11 protein-coding genes are annotated in these 19,674 nt (G+C 71.3%); 2 read left to right on the top strand and 9 right to left on the bottom strand.

Features of this window, described 5'->3' with window-relative positions:
- Positions 1–8 precede the first annotated feature (8 nt).
- Both ACSVDD_RS06745 and ACSVDD_RS06740 read right to left on the bottom strand, forming a co-directional pair.
- On the bottom strand, positions 9–2,918 hold the full coding sequence (locus tag ACSVDD_RS06745) for a PAS domain S-box protein (RefSeq protein WP_448188557.1): 2,910 nt from the start codon (positions 2,916–2,918) through the stop codon (positions 9–11).
- Positions 2,919–2,962: 44 nt separating this feature from the next.
- Complete coding sequence (locus ACSVDD_RS06740) at positions 2,963–5,245, bottom strand: GGDEF domain-containing protein (protein WP_448188556.1); 2,283 nt, start codon at positions 5,243–5,245, stop codon at positions 2,963–2,965.
- A 194-nt stretch (positions 5,246–5,439) separates the two neighbouring features.
- On the opposite strand from ACSVDD_RS06740, the gene treZ reads away from it, so the two are divergent.
- On the top strand, positions 5,440–11,019 hold the full coding sequence (treZ, locus tag ACSVDD_RS06735) for a malto-oligosyltrehalose trehalohydrolase (RefSeq protein ID WP_448188555.1): 5,580 nt from the start codon (positions 5,440–5,442) through the stop codon (positions 11,017–11,019).
- Between the two features lie 61 nt (positions 11,020–11,080).
- Positions 11,081–11,416 (top strand): YgaP family membrane protein, encoded by a 336-nt coding sequence (locus ACSVDD_RS06730; RefSeq protein WP_448188554.1) that lies wholly within the window; start codon positions 11,081–11,083, stop codon positions 11,414–11,416.
- Between the two features lie 48 nt (positions 11,417–11,464).
- Here the strand turns inward: ACSVDD_RS06730 and ACSVDD_RS06725 are convergent, their stop codons facing one another.
- The 7 genes from ACSVDD_RS06725 to tssH all read right to left on the bottom strand — a co-directional run bounded on the left by ACSVDD_RS06725 (position 11,465) and on the right by tssH (position 19,621).
- Positions 11,465–11,887, bottom strand: coding sequence for a response regulator (locus tag ACSVDD_RS06725; RefSeq protein WP_448188553.1), 423 nt, complete (start codon positions 11,885–11,887; stop codon positions 11,465–11,467).
- A gap of 421 nt (positions 11,888–12,308) precedes the next feature.
- On the bottom strand, positions 12,309–13,034 hold the full coding sequence (locus ACSVDD_RS06720) for an SPOR domain-containing protein (protein ID WP_448188552.1): 726 nt from the start codon (positions 13,032–13,034) through the stop codon (positions 12,309–12,311).
- A 3-nt stretch (positions 13,035–13,037) separates the two neighbouring features.
- Positions 13,038–13,829, bottom strand: coding sequence for a hypothetical protein (locus ACSVDD_RS06715; RefSeq protein ID WP_448188551.1), 792 nt, complete (start codon positions 13,827–13,829; stop codon positions 13,038–13,040).
- Between the two features lie 71 nt (positions 13,830–13,900).
- Positions 13,901–14,287, bottom strand: coding sequence for a DUF4280 domain-containing protein (locus ACSVDD_RS06710; RefSeq protein ID WP_448188550.1), 387 nt, complete (start codon positions 14,285–14,287; stop codon positions 13,901–13,903).
- A 15-nt stretch (positions 14,288–14,302) separates the two neighbouring features.
- Complete coding sequence (locus ACSVDD_RS06705; protein ID WP_448188549.1) at positions 14,303–14,920, bottom strand: toxin-antitoxin system YwqK family antitoxin; 618 nt, start codon at positions 14,918–14,920, stop codon at positions 14,303–14,305.
- Between the two features lie 4 nt (positions 14,921–14,924).
- Positions 14,925–16,949: a type VI secretion system Vgr family protein gene (locus tag ACSVDD_RS06700; RefSeq protein ID WP_448188548.1), complete on the bottom strand. Its 2,025-nt coding sequence runs from the start codon at positions 16,947–16,949 to the stop codon at positions 14,925–14,927.
- Positions 16,946–19,621, bottom strand: coding sequence for a type VI secretion system ATPase TssH (gene tssH / locus ACSVDD_RS06695; RefSeq protein ID WP_448188547.1), 2,676 nt, complete (start codon positions 19,619–19,621; stop codon positions 16,946–16,948). The genes ACSVDD_RS06700 and tssH overlap by 4 nt, the downstream gene beginning before the upstream one ends.
- Positions 19,622–19,674: the final 53 nt, after the last annotated feature.

Genomic DNA, 19,674 nt, shown 5'->3' with positions numbered 1-19,674 from the left:
CCGGCCCCTTAAACCCCCGCCAGGATCTGCTGGCGCAGGGCGTCGTCCAGTTCGGTGGGAAGCACCGGCTTGTGCACCACCAGCAGCCCCTCGTCCGCGGCGTCGCGCAACGCGGCGCCGGCCGTCTCGCCGGTCAGCAGGATTCCGGGGATCGGGAGTCCGCAGGCTTCGCGGATCAGGCGGACCGCCTGGGTGCCCACCTCGCCGCCGCGCAGGCGGTAGTCGCTGACCACCACGTCGGGCAGCCGCCCGCCATCCTGAATGCGTTCCACCGCCTCGGCTCCGGAACTGGCCGCCAGCACCTCGTAGCCCCACTCGGTCAGCAGCGCCTCCAGCGCCGTCAGCACGATGGCGTCATCCTCGACCACCACCACCAGCCGCGGCGTGGCGCCGGGACCTGGGGCCGGGCGGGCCGGCGCCTCGATCTCCAGGGCGCGTTCGTCGGTGTCCAGCGGCACCTCGACCGAGAAGACCGAGCCCTTGCCCGGCTCCGAGCGCGCCGTCACCGGATGGCCGAGCAGGACCGACAGCCGCCGCACGATGGCGAGTCCGAGACCGAGGCCCTTCTCGCGGTCGCGTTCGGGGTTGCCGACCTGATGGAACTCCTCCCAGATGCTGGCCATGTGCTCGGCCGGGATGCCGATGCCGGTGTCGTGCACGGCGATGGCCAGGGAGTCGCCTTCCACATGGCACTCCACCCGCACGCCGCCGCGCGGCGTGTAGCGAATGGCGTTCTCGACGAGGTTGCGCACCAACTGGGCCAGCAGCGTCGGATCGCTGCGCACCACCGCCGTGCAGGGCTCCACGCGCCAGGACAACGCCTTGTTGGCGGCGATGCGGGCGTAGGCGGTGTCCAGGGCGTCGAGCAGGCCGGCGACCGGCACGCTGCGGATCTCGGCGTTCACCGAGCCGGCGTCGAGGCGGGAAACGTCGAGCAGGCTGTCCAGCAGCCCCTTCATGGCCTCCAGGCCCTTGTGCAGCGCGCCCAGCGTGCCCTGCGCCTTGTCGTTGCCGGCGACCTGCGCCTCCAGCACATGGGCGAACAGGAACAGCGACTGCAAGGGCTGGCGCAGATCATGGCTGGCGGCGGCGAGGAACTTCGACTTGGCCACGTTGGCCTGCTCCGCCGTTTCCTTGGCCTCGGCCAGCTCGCGCTCGATCTGCTTGCGGTCGGTGATGTCGACGATGCCGGAATAGATGTAGTTCTTGCCGTCGATCTCCACCGGCAGTACCGAGACGATGACGTCGCGCAGCTCGCCCCCCTTGGCCTTCAGCCGGGTCTCGAAGGCGTTGCGGGTGCCGGACGCGATGATGTCGCTCTGCGCTTGCACGATCTCGGCGCGGGACTGGTCGGCCTCGATGTCGGCGGTGGTCAGGCGGGCGAATTCGCTGCGGGTGTAGCCGAGGATGCGCGGCGTCTGGTCGTTGAAGGCGACGAGGCGCAGCGTGCCGGGCTCGATCATCATGACGCCGAACGGGGCGGCCTCAAACAGCCGGCGGAAGCGCTCCTCGCTGTTGCGCAGCGCCGTCTCCACCGCCTGCCGGCGCGAGACGTCCTCGACGATGCACAGGCGGTAGGACCCCTCGTCGCCGCTGCCGCGCACCAGCGACGAGGTGATGCGCACCCACACCCGGCCGCCGTCCTTGCGGATGTAGCGCTTCTCGCAGGCGTAGCGGTCCACCTCGCCGGCCAGCAGGCGGCGCAGCGGCTCGCGCTCGCCCGACACGTCGACGGGGTCGGTGATCTCCTCGAAGCTGCGGCCGATCAGATCGTCGCGGCGGTAGCCGAGGATGCCGCACAGCGTCTCGTTGACGTCGACGATGCGGCCGTCCAGGCCGACGCGCTTGATGCCGACCGCCGCCTGCTCGTAGACCGAGCGGAAGCGCTCCTCGCTGGCGCGCAGCGCCGCCTCGGCGCGTCGCAGCGCCGACAGGTGTTCCTCCTTGGCGACCAGGGAGCTCTCGGCATAGCGCCGCCGCACCACCTCGGTCTGCAATCGGTCCTCGCGCCGCCGGGCGAACTGCACCACGGCGGCCATCAGCAGCGCGACCGCCGCCGCCAGCGCCGACACCACCGCCGTGCCCCGCCGCCACGGCTCCAGCACCGATTCGCGGTCCAGACCGACCGTCACGTACGCCGGGTAGCCGCCGAGCTTGGCGTAGGCGTACATCCGCTCACGCCCGTCCGAAGCCGAGCGGAAGCTGTAGCGGCCGCTGTCCTGCCCGGTGATGGCCGTGTAGAACGGCGAATCCGCCGGAATGCGCGGCGGCAGCTGCTTGACGGCCGGATAGCGCGCCAGGATCTCGCCGTCGCTGCGGATGATGCCGACGACGTGTTTCTGCTGGCCCAGCACGCCGCGCCAGAACTCGCTGAAGAAGTCGATCGATGTGGTGACCAGGATCACGCCGTCGAAGACGCTGCCGGGGGGCGCGCCGGGGGTACTGCGCCGCCGGCTGATGTTGAAGTTGAGGTTGCCCTTGAGCCTCCCCTGGATCATCCGCCCGAGGTGGGTAACGTCGCGCTCCTTCAGCACCTGGAAGTACTCGCGCTCGGTGACCTTCGAGGACGGCATCGGGAAGAAGTCGGCGCTGTTGACGGTCCGCCCGTCCGGCCGCACCAGCCACAGCCCGTCGATGTGCGGCGAGGTGTCGGTCAAGCCCCTCAGCAGGGCGTGCACGGTCGGCGACCGCTCGATCTCGTCCCAGCCCATGCCGGCGATGTGGGCGTCGATCTGGCCGATGACCTGCTCCTGCACCTCGAACACACGCATGGCGTGCTCGCGCAGGATGGAGACCGTCTGCATCCCCTCGGCCGAGGCGCGCTCCAGCGTCTGTTCATAGGAACGCCACGCGATGGCGCCGGCGACCGCCGGCGGCAACACGAGGGAAACCCAGAGGAGGATGGTGAGTGGACGCATGCGCCGACAAGATAGCGGGTAAAGGCACGTTTGCCGCAACGACTTTATGCGGCGGTCTCCACAACCAGCCCCTCCGGCACCACCCGGTTGCGCCCCTGGCGCTTGGCGGCGTAGAGTGCCCGGTCGGCGCGGCTGAGCAGTTTCGTCACGTCGTCCTCGGGGCGCAGTTCGGCGATGCCGACGCTGATGGTGACGCTGAAGGCGGATTCGGTGTCGTGCACCCACGGACCGCCGACCGCCTCGCGCAGCCGCTCCATGACCGGCGTGGCGGCGTCGATGCCGGCTTCCGGCAGGGCGATGGCGAATTCCTCGCCGCCCAGACGGCCGATGACGTCCGAAGCGCGCAGCGCATCCCGGCCGATCGCCGCGAATCGGCGCAGCACCTCGTCGCCCGCCGCGTGCCCATGGGTGTCGTTGATCGTCTTGAAGTGGTCGAGGTCGATCATGGCGACACAGAGTGGCCGGTCGTAGCGCCGGGCGCGTTCGATCTCCGCTTCCAGGCGTTTCAGGAAATGGCGTCGGTTGGGCAGTTCGGTCAGGCCGTCCATGATGGCGAGGCGTTGCAGTTCCGCCTCCAGCCGCTTGCGCTCGGTGATGTCGCGGGTGACGCCCTGGAGGCCGATGAAGCCACCCCCGGCGTCGAACAGCACGGTAGCGCACACCTCGCTTTGTGTCCGGGAGCCGTCCTTGTGCGCATGCTCCAGTTCCATGCGCAACGCTGCCGGACCGCTCGCCTCGCCGCGCGCTGCGGCGCCGCAGGCTTCGAGGATATGACGGTAGGCGAAGACGAAGGATTCCGGCGTCAGGCCGTCCTGGATGTGGCGGCCCATCATCTCCTCCACCTTGAAGCCGCGCAGGCGCTCGATGGAGGGGCTGATGTAGGTGTAGTGAAGGTCGGCGTCCACCGACCACACCACGTCGGTCATGTTGTCGGCCAGGATGCGCAGCTTGCGTTCGCTCTCGCGCACGGCGTTCTCGGTGCGCTTGCGGTCGGTGATGTCGTTGATGCCGACGATGAAAGCCGGTTCGCCGTCGAACATCGTGCGGGCGGCCGACAGCAGCGCCACGAACGCCTCTCCCCCCTGGCGGAGGAAGCCCACCTCGACGCTGCGGGCGTGGCCGTCGCGGGCGATGGCCTCCAGCAGGCGCTCGCGCTCCGCCGGGTCGGCCCAGTATTTGGGCGCGTAGGCGCCGATCAACCGCTCACGGGTGGAGCCCAGCAACCGCTCCGCCAGACTGTTCACGAAGGTCAGCCGGTGGGTGCGCAGGCTGGTGACGAACAGCGGGATCGGCGCGTCCTCCAGCACGATGCGCAGCTGCTCCTCGCGCTCCCGCAGTTCGGCGGTGCGGTCGGCGACCGCCTGCTCCAGCGTATCGACCATGCGGCGCAGGGAATGTTCGGCCCGCCGCCGGTCGTTGGCCTGGGCGCCGCAGGACAGGACGGTCAGCGCAGCGGTGACGATGAACACGCCGACGAACAGCATCGGCTTCTCGATGCCCGGCGCGGCGAAGGGGCCGTAGCCCATGGCGGTTCCGCCCACCATCAGCAGGACCAGCACGCTGAACAGCGTGTAGGCGTCGCGCAGCAGGAAGCGCATCGCCATCCAGGCCAGCGGCACCAGCAGCAGGAACGGCAGCGTCGCGTTCGACTGATCGTCGAAGCGCACGCCGGTGAACAGCGCCGCCCCGCCGGCCAGCGTCGCCGCCGAGACCAGGGCCAGCTCGACCAGCCGGCCCCGGCGCGGCGCGCCGATGCCGCGGTCGAGCATCCACAGCAGCACCGTCGGCGCCAGCACCAGCGTGCCACCGGCGTCCGACAGCCACCAGTGGACGAAGGCCGGCAGCACGTCGTCGCGCGACACGGCCCCGGCGGCGAACAGCACCGCCGTCCCACCGGCGGCGGTCAGCACCGCGTGCACGCCGATGGCGCCCAGGGTGAAGGCGGCGACCGGCCGCAGGCCGAGGCGCGGCGTCAGCGGCCCGGACAGGCGCCGCGCCAGCAGCACCCCGGCCACCGGCCCGAGCGCGTTGCCGGCCGACACGCCGAGCGCCTCGATCAGGGAGGCGTCGAACACCGCGTGGTTGGCCGCCAGCGAGCCCAGGAAGATGCCCGGCCACGCCCGGCCGCCCAGCGCCATGGCCGCGGCGACCGACAGGCTGGCCGCCGGCCATAGCGGCGCCGGGAAGAAGCCGTATTTGCGGAAGAACAGGTCGGTGAGCACGCCGAAGGCGAAATATCCCGCCGCGACGAGGGCGTTGGCGCACAGCAGCAGGGCCGGCCGGTCCGCCCAGCGGACGCCGCGTCCCACCGTTCCAGCCGCGCTCATCTCGCCACCCTGCATGGGAATATCCGCCCCTCCTTGATGGTGCCGGTTCTACCACCTCCGCCGCGCGGTTTGCGCGGGCAATTTTTACGCACGCGCACGGCGGCGCACCAGCCCGCCCGGCGGTCGCTTGCCCGTGAGGAATGAGGGCCGATGTTGTTGACCCAGCGCCAAGCCGCACCAAGAGGAGAGGCCCCGTGCCACCCGCCACGAGCCCGAACGCCCAGCCCGCTCCGCTCCAGGCCGATGCCCTCCACCATCTGGAGGAGAACATTCTTCCCCGCTGCATCACCGCCCGCCGCTGGTACGCCGCCAAGAGCGCCGGCCAACCGCGCGTCCAGGTGGTGGACGCCATCCCGATGGGCGGCGCGCAGCTCTGCATCCTGCGCGTCCAGCCGCCGGGCACGGCGGAGCAGCTCTACCTGCTGCCCCTGGTGATCGAGCGGGGCGGTGCGGCCCAGGAGGACGCGTTCCGCATCGCCGGCCCGCAGGACGGGCCGTGGAACGGGCATGTGCGCGACGGCTTCGGCGACGACCGCATGGTGCGGGCGCTGCTGGACGGCATCCGTTCCGGCCACAGCACCGGGGGCCACAGCACCGGAGGTCAGGGCGACGGCGGACGGCTGCGCTTCGGCCGGACCGAGGCGCTGGCCCCCCCGGTCGAGGCGGCGCTGGACGGGCCGCTGCACCGGCCGGGTGCCGAGCAGTCCAATACCTCCATCCGCGTCGCCGACGCGGCCGTCCTCAAGGCTTTCCGCAAGCTGGAAGCCGGCACCCACCCGGAGGTGGAGATCGGCCGCTTTCTCACCGAGGTCGCGCGCTACCCCAACACGCCCTCGCTGCTGGGCTGGGTCGAAGGGCCTGGAGACCTGGCGCTGGCCGTGCTGCAAAAGCTGGTGCCGGACGCCGAGGACGCGTGGGAGCACGTCACCAGCCGGCTGACCGAACGGCTGCGCCGCTTCGAAGACGGCGACGCCGCGGACGACCGGCACCTGTTCGGCCTGATGCGCCGGCTCGGCCAGCGCACGGCGGAGTTGCACCGCGCCTTCGCCATCCCCACCGGGGACCCGGCGTTCCGGGCCGAACCGGCGGACGGCTCCGTGCTGGCGGCGTGGGCGGAGGATGTCCGGCGCACGGCGCGCGGCACCCTCGATGCGCTGCGCGGCGCGCTGACGACCCTCGATGGCGCAGTGGCGGCGCAGGCACGCACCCTGCTGGCCTGCGAGCCGGCGATCATGACGCAGATCGACACGCTGATTCCGCAGGTCTCCGGCCTCCAGCGCACCCGCCTGCACGGCGACTTCCACCTGGGGCAGGTTCTGGTCACGCACAACGACGTCTTCATCATCGACTTCGAGGGCGAGCCCATGCGCCCGCTGGCCGAGCGGCGCGGCAAGCACAGCCCGTTGCGCGACGTGGCCGGCATGCTGCGCTCGGTCGCCTACGCGGCGGCGGCGGCACGCAACGCGCTGCCCGAGGGTCTGGCCGAGCCGGCGCGGGCATCCCGTGAGTCCTGGTTGGCGTGGTGGGAAGCCGAGGCCGGCGGCGCCTTCATCGACGGCTACCGCGCCGCCATCGGCGACTGCCCGAGTTTCCCGGCGGACAGCACGGCGGCGGCCAGCCTGCTGAAGCTGTTCCTGCTGGAAAAGGCGCTGTACGAGATCGGCTACGAGCTGTCGAATCGGCCGGACTGGCTGCCGATCCCGCTGGGCGGCGTGCTGGGCATCCTCGGCGCCGAAGCCGGGCCGGAGGTCGCCGACCATGTGGGCGCCGAGGCGTCCGTGCAGTTGGGCGAGGCGCGCAGCCACGCCATGCCCTTCGGCGCCCAGGTGCTGGGCGACGGCACGGTGCGCTTCCGGCTGTGGGCGCCGGGCGCCGAGCAGGTGTCGCTGTGGCTGGACACGGCGACCGAGCTGCTGCCCATGCTGCGCCAGGGCCAGGGCTGGTTCGAGTGGACGACGGCGCAGGCCCACCCCGGCTCGCGCTACCGCTTCGTGCTGGCGGACGGCACGCACATCCCCGACCCCGCCTCGCGCTGGCAGCCGGAGGACGTGCACGGCCCAAGCGAGGTGGTCGATCCCACCACGCACCGCTGGCAGGACGCCGCATGGCATGGCCGGCCCTGGCACGAGACGGTGCTGTACGAGTTGCACATCGGCACCTTCACGCCCGAGGGGACTTTTCGCTCCGCCATCGGCCGGCTGGACCATCTGGTCGAGCTGGGCGTCACGGCCATCGAGCTGATGCCGGTGTCCGACTTCCCCGGCCGCTGGAACTGGGGCTACGACGGCGTGCTGCCCTTCGCGCCCGACAGCGCCTACGGCCGGCCGGAGGATCTGAAGGCGCTGATCGACGCCGCGCACGGCTGCGGGCTGATGGTCTTCCTCGACGTCGTCTACAACCACTTCGGGCCGGAGGGGAATTATCTGAACGCCTACGCCGACGCGTTCTTCACCGACCGGCACCACACCCCGTGGGGGGCTGCGGTCAACGTCGACGGGCCGGACAGCGCCACCGTGCGCGACTTCTTCATCCACAACGCGCTGTACTGGATCGAGGAGTTCCACCTCGACGGCCTGCGCTTCGACGCGGTGCACGCCATCCCCGACGACAGCGACGAGCCGTTCCTCGAAGAACTGGCCGAGCGCGTCGCAGACCTGACCGGCGGCCGGCGGCCGGTGCACCTCGTGCTGGAGAACGACGACAACGCCGCGCGCTTCCTGGAGCGCGCCGACGCCGCGCCACGCTGGTACACCGCGCAGTGGAACGACGATCTGCACCACGCGCTGCACGCCGCGGTCAGCGGCGAGGCCGGCGGCTACTACGCCGACTACGCCGACGATGCCGGCAAGCTGGCCCGCGCGCTGGCCGAGGGCTTCGCCTACCAGGGCGACCCGTCCGCCTACCGCGAGGGCGAGGCCCGCGGCGAGCCCTCGGCGCACCTGCCGGCGACGGCGTTCGTCAGCTTCCTGCAGAACCACGATCAGGTCGGCAACCGCGCCTTCGGCGAGCGCATCACCGCCTTCGCCCCCCGCCCGGCGGTGCGCGCCGCGACGGCCATCTATCTGCTCAGCCCGCAGATCCCCATGCTGTTCATGGGCGAGGAGTGGGCGGCACCGCAGCCCTTCCCGTTCTTCGCCGACTTCGGCGACGGGCTGGCCGAGGCCGTGCGCGAGGGCCGGCGCGCGGAGTTCGCCAAGTTCCCCGAGTTCCAGAACCCGGCCGCGCGCGACCGCATCCCCGACCCCAGCGCCGAGGCGACGGTGCGCAGCGCGGCCCTGGACTGGAGTGTGCGCAACCGCCCGCCGCACGCCGACTGGCTGAGCTGGTACCGCCTGCTGCTGACGCTGCGCAGCGTCGAGATCGCCCCGCGCCTCGCCGGCATGCCCGGCGGCACCGGGACATTCGACGTGACCGGGCGCACGGGCATCGCCGTGACATGGCGCCTCGGCGACGGCAGCACGCTGCACCTGCGCGCCAACCTGTCGGACACCCCGGCGCCGGGGCTGGCGGAGCCGCCCGGCCGGCCGCTGTGGACCGAGGGCGACGGCGTGCGCGACGGCGCCCTGGCCGCATGGTCGGTGCTCTGGTCCATCGAGGAGCCCACCGCCCTCGACCGGCTGGCCGGACGCATGGGCATCGAGACCTCCTACGTCAACGCCTCCGGCGAGACCGTGCGGGCCGCGCCGGACACGGTGCGCGCCCTGCTCGCCGCCATGGGCGTGGACGCCCCCGACGAGGCCGCCGCCGAGGAGCGCCTCGCCGGGATCGAGCGGGCGGAGCTGGCCAGCGCCCTGCCCCCGGTCGCCGTGCTGCGCATCGACCGACCGCCCTTCAGCGTGCCGGTCACCCTGCCGGCCGAGGCCGGGGAGCTGCGCTGGACGCTGGCGCTGGAGGACGGCGGCGAGCGCACCGGCACCGCCCTGTTCGCCGATTTGCCCCTGGAGCGCCCCCAGGAGCACCGGGTGACCACGGACGGCCACGCGATGGCGGTGCGCCGGCTCGATCTTGGCGAGGCTCTGCCGCTGGGCTACCACACCCTGCGCGTCGAGACCGGCGCGCTGAAGGCCGAGACCACAATCATCGGCGTGCCCGACCGCTGCCATCTGCCGGTGCCCATCGAGATGGGGACCCCGGTCTGGGGGCTGTCGGCGCAGCTCTACGCGGTGCGCTCGGCCAACGACTGGGGCCTCGGCGACTTCGGCGACCTCGCCACGCTCGTGGAGATCGCCGCCAGCCGCGGCGCCTCGGTGGTCGGGGTGAACCCGCTGCACGCGCTGTTCCCCGATGACCCGGAGCAATGCAGCCCCTATTCCCCGGCGAGCCGGCTGTTCCTCAACCCGCTCTACATCGACGTGACCGCGATCCCGGAGCTGATAGACTGCGATGAGGTCCGCGCCCGCATCGCGTCCGAGACGTTCCAGGCGGCGCTGGAGAAGGCCCGCGACTGCGACATGGTCGATTACGACACGGCGGCGGGGCTCAAGCTGCCGCTGCTGGAAACGCTGTTCGGCGCCTTCCAGGCCAAGGCCCCGGCGGCGCGCCGGTTGGCGTTCGAGGCGTTCCGGCGTGAGCGCGGCGCCAGCCTGGAGCGCTACTGCACCTTCCAGACGCTGCGCGAGCGCTTCGGCGGGCAGGGCTGGCCGCAGTGGCCGGAGGCGTTCCGCGACCCGGCCTCCGACGCCGTCGCCCGTTTCGCCGCGGAGAACGCCGGGCGTCTGGACTTTCTGGCGTGGCTGCAATGGGTGGCCGACTGCCAACTGGAAGCGGCGGCCGAGCAAGCCAAGGCGCGCGGCATGGCGGTGGGCCTCTACCGCGATCTGGCGGTGGGCGCCGATGCCGGCGGGGCGGAAACCTGGGCCTCGCCGGACGTGGTGGTGTCCAGCGCGCACGTCGGCGCCCCGCCGGACCTGTTCAACCCCGCCGGCCAGGACTGGGGCCTGCCGCCCTTCCACCCCCGCGCGCTCCGCGAGCAAGGCTACGCCGGCTTCATCGAGCTGGTGCGCGCCAACATGCGGCACGCCGGAGCGCTCCGCATCGACCACGCCATGGCGTTGCAGCACGTCTACTGGATCCCCGAGGGACATCCGCCGTCCGAGGGGGCTTACGTCGCCTACCCCCTCGACGATCTGGTCGGCATCCTGGCGCTGGAGAGCCGGCGGTCCGGCTGTCTGGTGGTCGGCGAGGATCTCGGCACGGTGCCCGAGGGTTTCCGCGACCGCATGGCGGCGGCGGGAATCCTCAGCTACCGGGTGGTGTTCTTCGAATGGACGGACGACGGCGGCTTCGTCGGGCCGGACGACTATCCGTTCCTGGCGCTCGCCACCGTGGGCAGCCACGACCTCGCCACGCTGCGCGGCTGGTGGGAGGGGCAGGACATCGAGCTGAAGGCGCGCATGGGCCTCTACCCCGCCGCCGACGAGGCCGGCAAGCAGCGCGACCGCCGTCGCGACGAGCGCGGCCGGCTGATCGAGGCGGTGCGGGCCGCCGGCCTGCCGCTGCCGGCCAGCTTCGGCGCGGATTCGCCCTACGATCTGGCGCTGGCGACCGCCGTGCACGCCTTCCTGGCGCGCAGCAACGCCGCCATCGCCATGGTCCAGTTGGACGAGCTGACCGACGAGCGCGAGCAGGTCAATCTGCCCGGCACCGTGGACCAGTACCCGAACTGGCGGCGCAAGCTGTCGCTGACGCTGGAGGAACTGGCCGACGACGGGCCGGCCGCGGCGCTGGCCTCCATCATGGCGGCGGCCCGCCCGGCACCGACCGGGGAGCCGTGAACGGAACCTTCGCCTTGGCGGGCCGGTTGTTGGGGACGCCACGAATCACGGGAGCCACGCCATGAGCGTCGAAAACACGATCCGCGACACCTACGACACGGTGTTCGGCGGCGAGCGGAACATGTCCACCCTGGAGCGCGTCACCTCCGTCGGCCTGGGCCTGATCATGGCGGCGGCCGGCGTCAACCGCGCCGATCTGCCGGGCGCCGTCATGGGCCTGACTGGCGGCGCCCTGGTCGCCCGCGGCATGAGCGGCCATTGCCCGATCAAGTCCGCCATGGGCTACGACGACAGCCACCAGCAGGTGACCCACCACGACAGCGGCTACCACGACGGGGGCCACAGCGAAGCCTCCCACGAGGCGCATGACCGGGCGATGGCGACGCACGCGATGTGAGGACGTTTTGCCCCCTCCCCTCTTCAAGACGGAGGGGGCAAAGCCAAATCAGACGTGCAGACGCCGCGCGGCGGGGAACAGTTCCAGTTCGCGCGGCGCCAGAGACGGGCGCAAGCCGCCGAGCATCTCGGCCACCACGCCGACGGCGCCGAGCAGCGCCTGTGGCGCAAAGGGTTTGTGCAGGAAGCCCAGCGCGGTGTCGCGCACCTCCTCGGCGAGGTGGTCGTAGCCGGTCACCAGCAGCGACGGTACGCCCAGCTTGGAGCGCAGGCGGCGGCTCAGGCTCACGCCGTCCTCCCCGCCGGCCAGCAGCACGTCGACGAGCGCCAGGTCGGGGTGCTCGCGCTCGGCCAAGCGCATGGCCTTGGACGCGTCGCGCAGCGGCCCGATGACGGTATAACCCGCGTTTATCAGAACAGCCTTCATGGCCGGCCCGATCAGCGGATCGTCCTCGACTATCAAGAGCTTCACCGTGGGTTCCTACCGAAGTGGAGTGGAAGCGCTCCCAGATGGGAAGGAAACGGCCCGGTTCAACATTCGATCCCTGCCACCGCCGTCCGGTCACCTACCGATGAACCGGCGCGGAACCTTGGAACGGGGCCGCCTGCACCGTGCAACGCGCGTTGCATTCGCGCTTCGCGCGGGGACATGAGTTTTTTTGAAAATCAATAACTTAGTCAGGACCGGCAGGGCGGATGTAACACAATGAAACGCTATGAAACGCGATTCGATGGAGCGTTGCATCCGTTCGGCGATGTCGGATGAGACGGAGTGAGACGCTATGAGACGCCTTTTTGCCAAGCGTCTCATCCCCCAGGCGCCGCGCGGACGCGCCTCGCCAACGAGGATTTTTATCCTACGGGACACGGCCGATGAGAGCAAGCGCGCCGCTTCAGGGCGCCAGCCAGCTGACCAGCCACGTCTCGAAGCCCTTTGCCGAGGCGTCGGCGGCGATGCGGTTGGCGGCGGTGGCGTCGCCCAGCGGGCCGAGGGTCACGGTCAGCCAGCCGGTCGGGTCCGGCGGGTCGGGGACGACGACCACGGGCTGGTACCCCTTCGCCTGCGCATCGGCGTACAGCCGGCCGGCGTTCTCGGCCACCAGAAAGCGCCCGAGCGCCACCGAGAAGGTCAGCGGCGGCCCGGCGGGCTCTTTCGCGGCGGGGGCCGCGGCGGGAGCGGCGGCAGACGGGTCGGTGGCCGGAGCCGCCGCCTGCGTCAGCAACCGGCCGCGCAGGCCCGAAGACGGCTCGACCGATGGCGGCGCGCCAAAGCCGAAACCCTTCACCTTCACCGGCTTGACCGCCGGGGGCGGCGGGTCCGCCGCACTGCTCTTGCCCGGTGCGGGCGCGGCCGGCGGCGCCCCGCCCGTGGACGAGCCCCCCTGGCTTGGGGACGCCGCCGGTGCCGCCGCCGGTGCCGGGGCGGTCTGCGCGGGTGCAGCTTGCGTGGCGGGGGCCGGGGTAGCGGGCGATGCGGCGCGGGCGGTGGCGGGAGCGGTGCTGCCGGGTGCGGGTGGAGCGAGGTTGGCGCCAACCAAGAGGCCGAGCAGGAAGGTCAGCACGCCGAACAGCAGCGTGCCGGCAAGGACGATGACCAGAGACGAGCGCGGCGCCGCCACCGTTCAGCGTCCCTTGGCTTGGGCCGGGACCGAGGCCGGGGTCGGGGCCGGCGCGGCGGTAAAGGCTGCGGGCTTGGCGCCGGCCGGCGGTGAGGGCGTCGGTGCCGCAGGCTTCGCGGGTGCGGCGGCGCGCGGCGCTTCGGCCTTGGCCGGGGCGGCTGGCTGCGGCGCGCTAGGGCGCTCTAGTTTGGTGGGGGCGGGTTTGGTGGGGGCGGGTTTGGTGGGCGCGGGTTTGGTGGGCGCGGTGGAGGCGCGGCGGTCGTTGAACATGCCGCGCTGCAAGCCGACTCCGCCCATTTGCAGCTTCTGCCAGGGGACGAAGTTGTCGTCGGGAAGTTGCGCCTGCTGGCGGAACGCGGCGATGGGCTGGTAGGTGCCGGAATAGTTGCTCCACCAGTCGATCCGGCCGCTGTCGAAGCGCACCGTCCCCGCGTACAGCACCGGCTTGCCGGCGGCCAAGCCGGCGTGGCCACTGCGCGACGAGACGTAGGTGTGCGCGTCGTTGCGCGTGTCGCCTTGCACTCGCACGAAGTTGTAGGTGCCGTTCGGCTTGACGTGCAGGCCGCGCTCGGCGGTCTTCAGCAGGAACTGGTCGGATTGGACGCGCATCAGCTCGTCGCCGGCACTGGCGCGCTCGGCCTTGCCGGCGCGGAGCGCGCCGAAGGTGGCCTGTCTTTGGGCCGTTTGCCGCTGGAGGGTCTGGCGCTGCACGGCTTGCGGCTGCGCAGCCGCTTCCGGCCGGCGGCCGGGCCAGTGGGGCGGCGGGGGAGCGAAGCGCTTCTGCGGGTCGGACATGCGTCGGCCTGCGGTGGGTACCCCGTTAGTCTATCGCGGTTGCCACGGCACCTGCAACCGGGACGGGAGGCTCACGCCATCGTCTGGACCTGACCGGCAAAGTTGATGCTGATGACGCCGCCCCAACTGCACATGCATTTGCAGCTGTTGTTGAGCGCCGGCATCTTGGCGAGCATCACCGTGGGCACGCCGGGTATCCACGGCGCCGCGGTGACCGGAATGCAGGGCATCGGCGTCAAGACGCCCATCGCCGCCGCGGTCGCGGCGATCACCGTGGGGTTGGCCGGGCTCTGGCACATGCCGAAGGGCAGAATGTTCACCATGGGGATGTAGTCCATGATGTTGGCCGCCGGCATGCCGCCGGCCATGACGCAGTTCGTCGGCAGCACCATCAGGCTGGCCGGCGCCATGCCGAAGCTGCACTGGGTCATCGCACCGGACACGACAAGCTGTCCCATGACTTCGGCCCTCCCCTACTTCTTGCCCGTGAGGCGGGCCAGCAGGCCCTTCTTGCCCGGCGCACCGGGGTCGTCGAAGCGCTCCGGCCCCTCGATCGGGACGCCGGCCTGGAAAACGGTGCGCTCGGCCGGCTGGCCGCCGGGGTGGAACTCCACCGTCTCGCCGTCCGGCAAATCGGCCTTGTACAGCGCACGGCGGCGCACCGTGCCGTCCGGGCGGAACTCCGTGGTCGCGCCGTCCAGGCGGTCGTCCTTATACTCGGCGGTCAGCAGCGGCGCGCCCTCGGCGGTGAAGCACTCCATCAGGCCGTGCTTCTTCCCCTGGGCGTAGCGCACCACCGACGACAGCCGCCCGGCGAGGTCGTAGCCCCGCATCTCGCCGTCCAGCAGCCCGGCGGCGTAAGTCATCTCGGTCTGAAGCGTGCCGTTGCGGTAGATCGTCGCCGGGCCGTCCGGCGCCCCGGCGCGGTAGAGCATGCGCATCTGCACCGTGCCGTCCGCGTCGTAGGCCACGAACTCGCCATCCGGCGCGCCGTCCGGCCCCAGCGTCGTTGAGGAGACGAGGCGGCCATCGGCGGTGCGCGACTCGACGGTGGTGTGGTCCGCGGTGGTATGGGGAGCGGCTTCGTCCATGGGCTCAGTTCAGCTGGATCAGGCCGCCCTTCACCGAGGTCATGCCGCCGCCGTCGATGGTGGCCTGGGCGCTGCCCTTGACGGTGACGGTGGTGCCGCCCTGGAGCGTGGCGCCGGTGTCGGCCTTCACGGTGGCGTTCATGCCCTGCACGGTGGCGTCGCTGGATGCCTTGGCGGTCAGGCCGGCGGACGAGGTCAGGCTCATGTCCGAGGTGGATTGCAGCGTCAGGCCCTTGCCGGCCTTGATGGTGACGGCACCGCTGGCGCTGATGGTGATGTCGCCGTCCACCGTCAGCGTGAAGTCCTTGGAGACGGTCTGCGTGTACGCGTCCTTGTTGGTGTGGGTCTCCGCCCCTTCCGCCGTCACGTCGCGGGTGCCCTTGACCGAATACGTCTCGTTGCCCTTGGAGACGGCGTAGGTGCGGTTGCCCTCGGTGATCGTCAGGGTGTCGTTGCCCTTGGAGATGGTGGTCGAACGGTTGCCCTGGTTCAGCGTCAGCGTGTCGTCGGCGGCGTCCACCGTGGTGGTGCGGCTGTTGTTGATCAGGACGGTCATGTCCTTCTGCGCCTGGACGTAGACCTCTTCCGAGCCGGCCTTGTCTTCGAAGCGGATCTCGTTGTAGCCGTTGCCGCCGGTCGAGCTGTTGGACTTGATCGTGCTCTTGGTCTGGTCGTCGGTCAGGGCATAGGGCACGGTGTTGGTGCCGTTGTAGACGCACCCCGTCACGATGGGCTGGTCGGGGTTGCCCTCCAGGAAGCTGACGATCACCTCCATGCCCATGCGCGGCAGGAAGAAGGCGCCCCAGCTCTTGCCGGCCCAGCCCTGCGCCACGCGGATCCAGCACGAGCTGTTCTCGTCGCTGGTGCCCTGCTGGTCCCAGTGGAACTGCACTTTGATGCGGCCGTACTGGTCGGTGTAGATCTCCTGCCCCGACTTGCCGACCACGGTCGCGGTCTGCGTGCCGGGAATGCGCGGCCACGGCGTGACGCGCGGCGGCCGGAACGTGGTCGCCGAGGGCAGTGCGGTGAAGCCGTTGGAATACTCGCGGAAGGTCGCGCGGTGGCTGACGCTGTGCAGCACCCAGGCGGCGTTGAGGTCGGAGCGCGGGTGGCCGGACAGCGTGAACGCCTGCCCGGCCGTAAAGGCGCGCACCACGCCGGCCCCGGTCAGCCGCTTCGCCGATGCCTGAAGCTCGGCCACGCGGACGCTGGCGATGCCGTCGCCCTGGTCCTTGGTGGTGTAGTTGCCGGGGTATTCGTAGATCTGCGCGGCGCCCGAGGTTCCGGTGACGCTGGCCTTCAGTTCGGTGGCGGGGGTGGTGAAGTTGTAGTCGTCGGCCTGGTAGATGCCGCTGGTCACCGCCTGCTCCAGCGAGCACGCCGTGACGTGCAGCGCGTCGATCCAGTCCTTGCCGCTCGGCACTTGCAGGTAGGGCACGGAGGAGGTGCCGGAGATGTCGGCGAACGCCGACGCGTCGTCGGCCAGAACCAGCGTGTGCTTCCCCGCCGCGTGGGTGAAGAAGTAGAAGATGCCCTCGTCCTCCATCAGCCGCAGGACGAAGTTCAGGCAGCTCTCGCCGTACTGCACGCAGTAGTCGCGCGTGGTGTAGGTGGCGGTGGTCGAGTCCTTGAAATCGCTGTAGCCGAGGTTGCCGAACACCGCCTTGATGATGTCGACCGCGGTCTGCGTCTGGTAGATGCGGTTGTCGGAGCTGAGGCCCAGCATCCACAGCCACGGGCGCAGCTCGGCCACGTAGGAGGTGGCGGTCTGGATGACCCGCGTGCACATGCCGTCGATGATCCGCGTGGCGCCGCTGTCGCCGGTCAGCGTGACGGTGAGGTGCTGGCCGACCAGCTGGGTCAGGTCCACGTCCTGCGCGCCGGTCGCCGACTGCATGACCAGGGTGAACTCGAACAGGCCGGAGACGTATTCGGTGCCGCTGAATTCCTGGAGGATCAGCGCGTCCTTGCCCAGCGGCGTGGATACCGACAGCGAGGCGCTGGCCTGGGTGGTGGCCTTGTCGCTCATGGCATGGACGCGCGGTGGGCGGGCATGCCGAAGGTGTAACGCAGCGCTCCCGCTCCGTCGAGATCCACATGCACGAGGTCCACCGGCACCCCGTCGGCCAGCCGCTCCAGCACGCCGGACGACAGGTCGGGCAGCAGCGTGTTGGTCAGCAGATGGTCGATGGCCCGCGCACCGGCGTCGGTGGCGTGGCAGCGGCCGGCGAGGTACGCCACCACCGCGTCATCGTAAGTCAGCTCCGCCCCGTGCGCCTCGGCGAAGCGCGCCTGCACGCGGCCGAGCTTCAGGCGCACGATGGACTGGATGCGCGATTCGGCGAGCGGCAGGTAGGGCACCACCACCATGCGGCCCAGCAGCGCCGGCTTGAAGCGCCGCACCAGCTCCGGCCGGATCGCCTCGGCGATGCGCTCAGCCGTCAGCGGGGGCGCGCTGAGCTGGCTGGTGAGCGGCGGCTGGGCCGCCAGTTGCGCGATGGTGTCGGTGCCGAGGTTCGAGGTCAGCAGGATGAGCGTGTTCTTGAAGTCCACCACCACGCCCTCGCTGTCCTCCAGCGTGCCCTTGTCGAACACCTGATAGAACAGCTCCAGCACGTCGGGGTGGGCCTTCTCCACCTCATCGAGCAGGACGACGGAATAGGGCGTGCGCCGCACCGCCTCGGTCAGCACGCCGCCCTTGCCGAAGCCGACATAGCCCGGCGGCGCGCCCTTCAGGCCGGAGACGGAGTGCGCCTCCTGGTACTCGGACATGTTGATGGTGACGAGGCTGCGCTCGCCGCCGAACAGCAGGTCGGCCAGCGTCAGCGCCGTTTCCGTCTTGCCGACGCCGGACGGGCCGACCAGCAGGAAGACGCCGGTGGGTTTGCCCGGCTCGCCCAGCCCGGCGAAGTAGGTGCGGATGCGCTTCGCCACCGCATCCAGCGCCGCGTCCTGGCCGACGACGCGCTCGCCCATGCGCTCGCGCAGGGTGCGCACCGCCTGGACGTTGTCGGTCAGCATGCGGCCCAAGGGAATGCCGGTCCAGCCCGACACCACCGACGCCACCGCGCGGTGGTCCACCGACGTGGGCACCATGGGGTGGTCGTCCTGCATCTGCTCCAGCTCCAGCCGCAGCCCGTCCAGCTCGGCGCGGGCGTGCAGGTAGGCGCCGCCGCCGAGGCCGGCCAGCGAGTCCTCAAGGTCGCGGACGCGGCCGGCCACCTCGGCCTCCTGGCGCCAGCGCGACTCCAGGCGGTGACGCTGCTCCTCCACCGCGGCGCGCTCGTCGGCGAGGCGTTCCATGCGCTCGGCGTGGTCGCGGCCGGCGGCGCTCTCGCGCGTCAGCAGGGCCAACTCGGCGGTCAGGTCGGCGGAGCGGCGGGCCGCCCCTTGCAGTTCCGGCGGCGGGCTGGATTGCGCCAGCGCGACGCGCGCGCAGGCAGTGTCGAGCACGCCGATGGCCTTGTCCGGCAGATGGCGGTCGCTGATGTAGCGGTGCGACAAGCGCACGGCGTCGGCCACCGCCTCATCGAGGATGCAGACGCCGTGGTGCGCCTCCAGCTTCGGCACCAGGGCGCGCAGCATGGCGACGGCGGTGGGCTCGTCCGGCTCCTCGACCTTGACCACCTGGAAGCGGCGGGCCAGCGCCGCGTCCTTTTCGAAATAGCGCTTGTACTCGGCCCAGGTGGTGGCGGCGATGGTGCGCAATTCGCCGCGCGCCAGCGCGGGCTTCAGCAGGTTGGCGGCGTCGCCCTGCCCGGCCGGGCCGCCGGCACCGACCAGCGTGTGCGCCTCGTCGATGAACAGGATGACGGGGGTGGGCGCGGCGGCGACCTCGTCGATCACCTGCTTCAGCCGGTTCTCGAACTCGCCCTTGATGCCGGCGCCGGCCTGGAGCAGGCCCAGGTCGAGGATGCGCACCGCGACGTTTTGCAAGGGCGGCGGCACGGCGCCGTCGGCGACCTGCTGGGCGAAGCCCTCGACCACCGCGGTCTTGCCGACACCGGGGTCGCCGGTGAGGATCGGGTTGTTCTGCCGGCGGCGCATCAGGATGTCCACCACCTGCCGGATCTCCGCGTCGCGGCCGACGATGGGGTCGATCCTGCCGGCGCGGGCCTGCGCGGTGAGGTCGATGGTGTAGGAGTCGAGCGCCGGGGTCTTCGACGGGGCGGCGCCAGGGGCCGGGGCGGGAGCGCCGGGGAGCGGGGCGGCGGTGGGGCCGCCGGCATCCTCGACGCCGCCGCGCAGCAGGTCGGGCAGATCCTCGGCCAGCTTGCCGCGCGGGATGCGGGTCAGCAGGGGGGCTGCCTCGACCAGCATGCCGCGCAGCGCGTCGTCCTCCAGCAGCGCCGAGAGGATGGCGCCGGAGCGGATGGCTTGCCCGCCGAGCCGCAGCGACGACACCACCCAAGCGCGCTCCAGGAGGCGCAGCAGATGTTCCGAGAAGGCCGGCGTCTGCATGTTGCCGCGCGGCAACCGCTCCAGCGCTCGGGTGAGGTCGGCGGACAGCGCGCCGGCATCGACGCCATAGTGGCGCAACAGGCGGGCCATGTCGCTGTCGGCCATGCCAGCGAGCTTGAGCAGCAGGTGCTGCACCTCCACCGCGAAGTGCGTCTGCGTCAGGCAGAGCTGCGCCGCCGTCTCCAGCGCCCGCTTGGCGGTGGGGTTCAGCTTGCCGATGAGAGGCTTCAGGGGGGACATGGGCGCTCGCGGACGTAACGACGAGGACGTGGCGGGCCACGTCCGGCGCATCG

This window comes from Azospirillum terrae, assembly GCF_053470425.1.
This window is presented reverse-complemented; position numbering and strand designations above follow the sequence as displayed.

Coding starts and splice junctions, on each gene's coding strand:
- ACSVDD_RS06745 (WP_448188557.1), bottom strand. CDS start 2,918: ATGCGTCCACTCACCATCCTCCTCTGGGTTTCCCTCGTGTTGCCGCCG.
- ACSVDD_RS06740 (WP_448188556.1), bottom strand. CDS start 5,245: ATGAGCGCGGCTGGAACGGTGGGACGCGGCGTCCGCTGGGCGGACCGG.
- ACSVDD_RS06730 (WP_448188554.1), top strand. CDS start 11,081: ATGAGCGTCGAAAACACGATCCGCGACACCTACGACACGGTGTTCGGC.
- ACSVDD_RS06715 (WP_448188551.1), bottom strand. CDS start 13,829: ATGTCCGACCCGCAGAAGCGCTTCGCTCCCCCGCCGCCCCACTGGCCC.
- ACSVDD_RS06710 (WP_448188550.1), bottom strand. CDS start 14,287: ATGGGACAGCTTGTCGTGTCCGGTGCGATGACCCAGTGCAGCTTCGGC.
- ACSVDD_RS06705 (WP_448188549.1), bottom strand. CDS start 14,920: ATGGACGAAGCCGCTCCCCATACCACCGCGGACCACACCACCGTCGAG.
- ACSVDD_RS06700 (WP_448188548.1), bottom strand. CDS start 16,949: ATGAGCGACAAGGCCACCACCCAGGCCAGCGCCTCGCTGTCGGTATCC.
- tssH (WP_448188547.1), bottom strand. CDS start 19,621: ATGTCCCCCCTGAAGCCTCTCATCGGCAAGCTGAACCCCACCGCCAAG.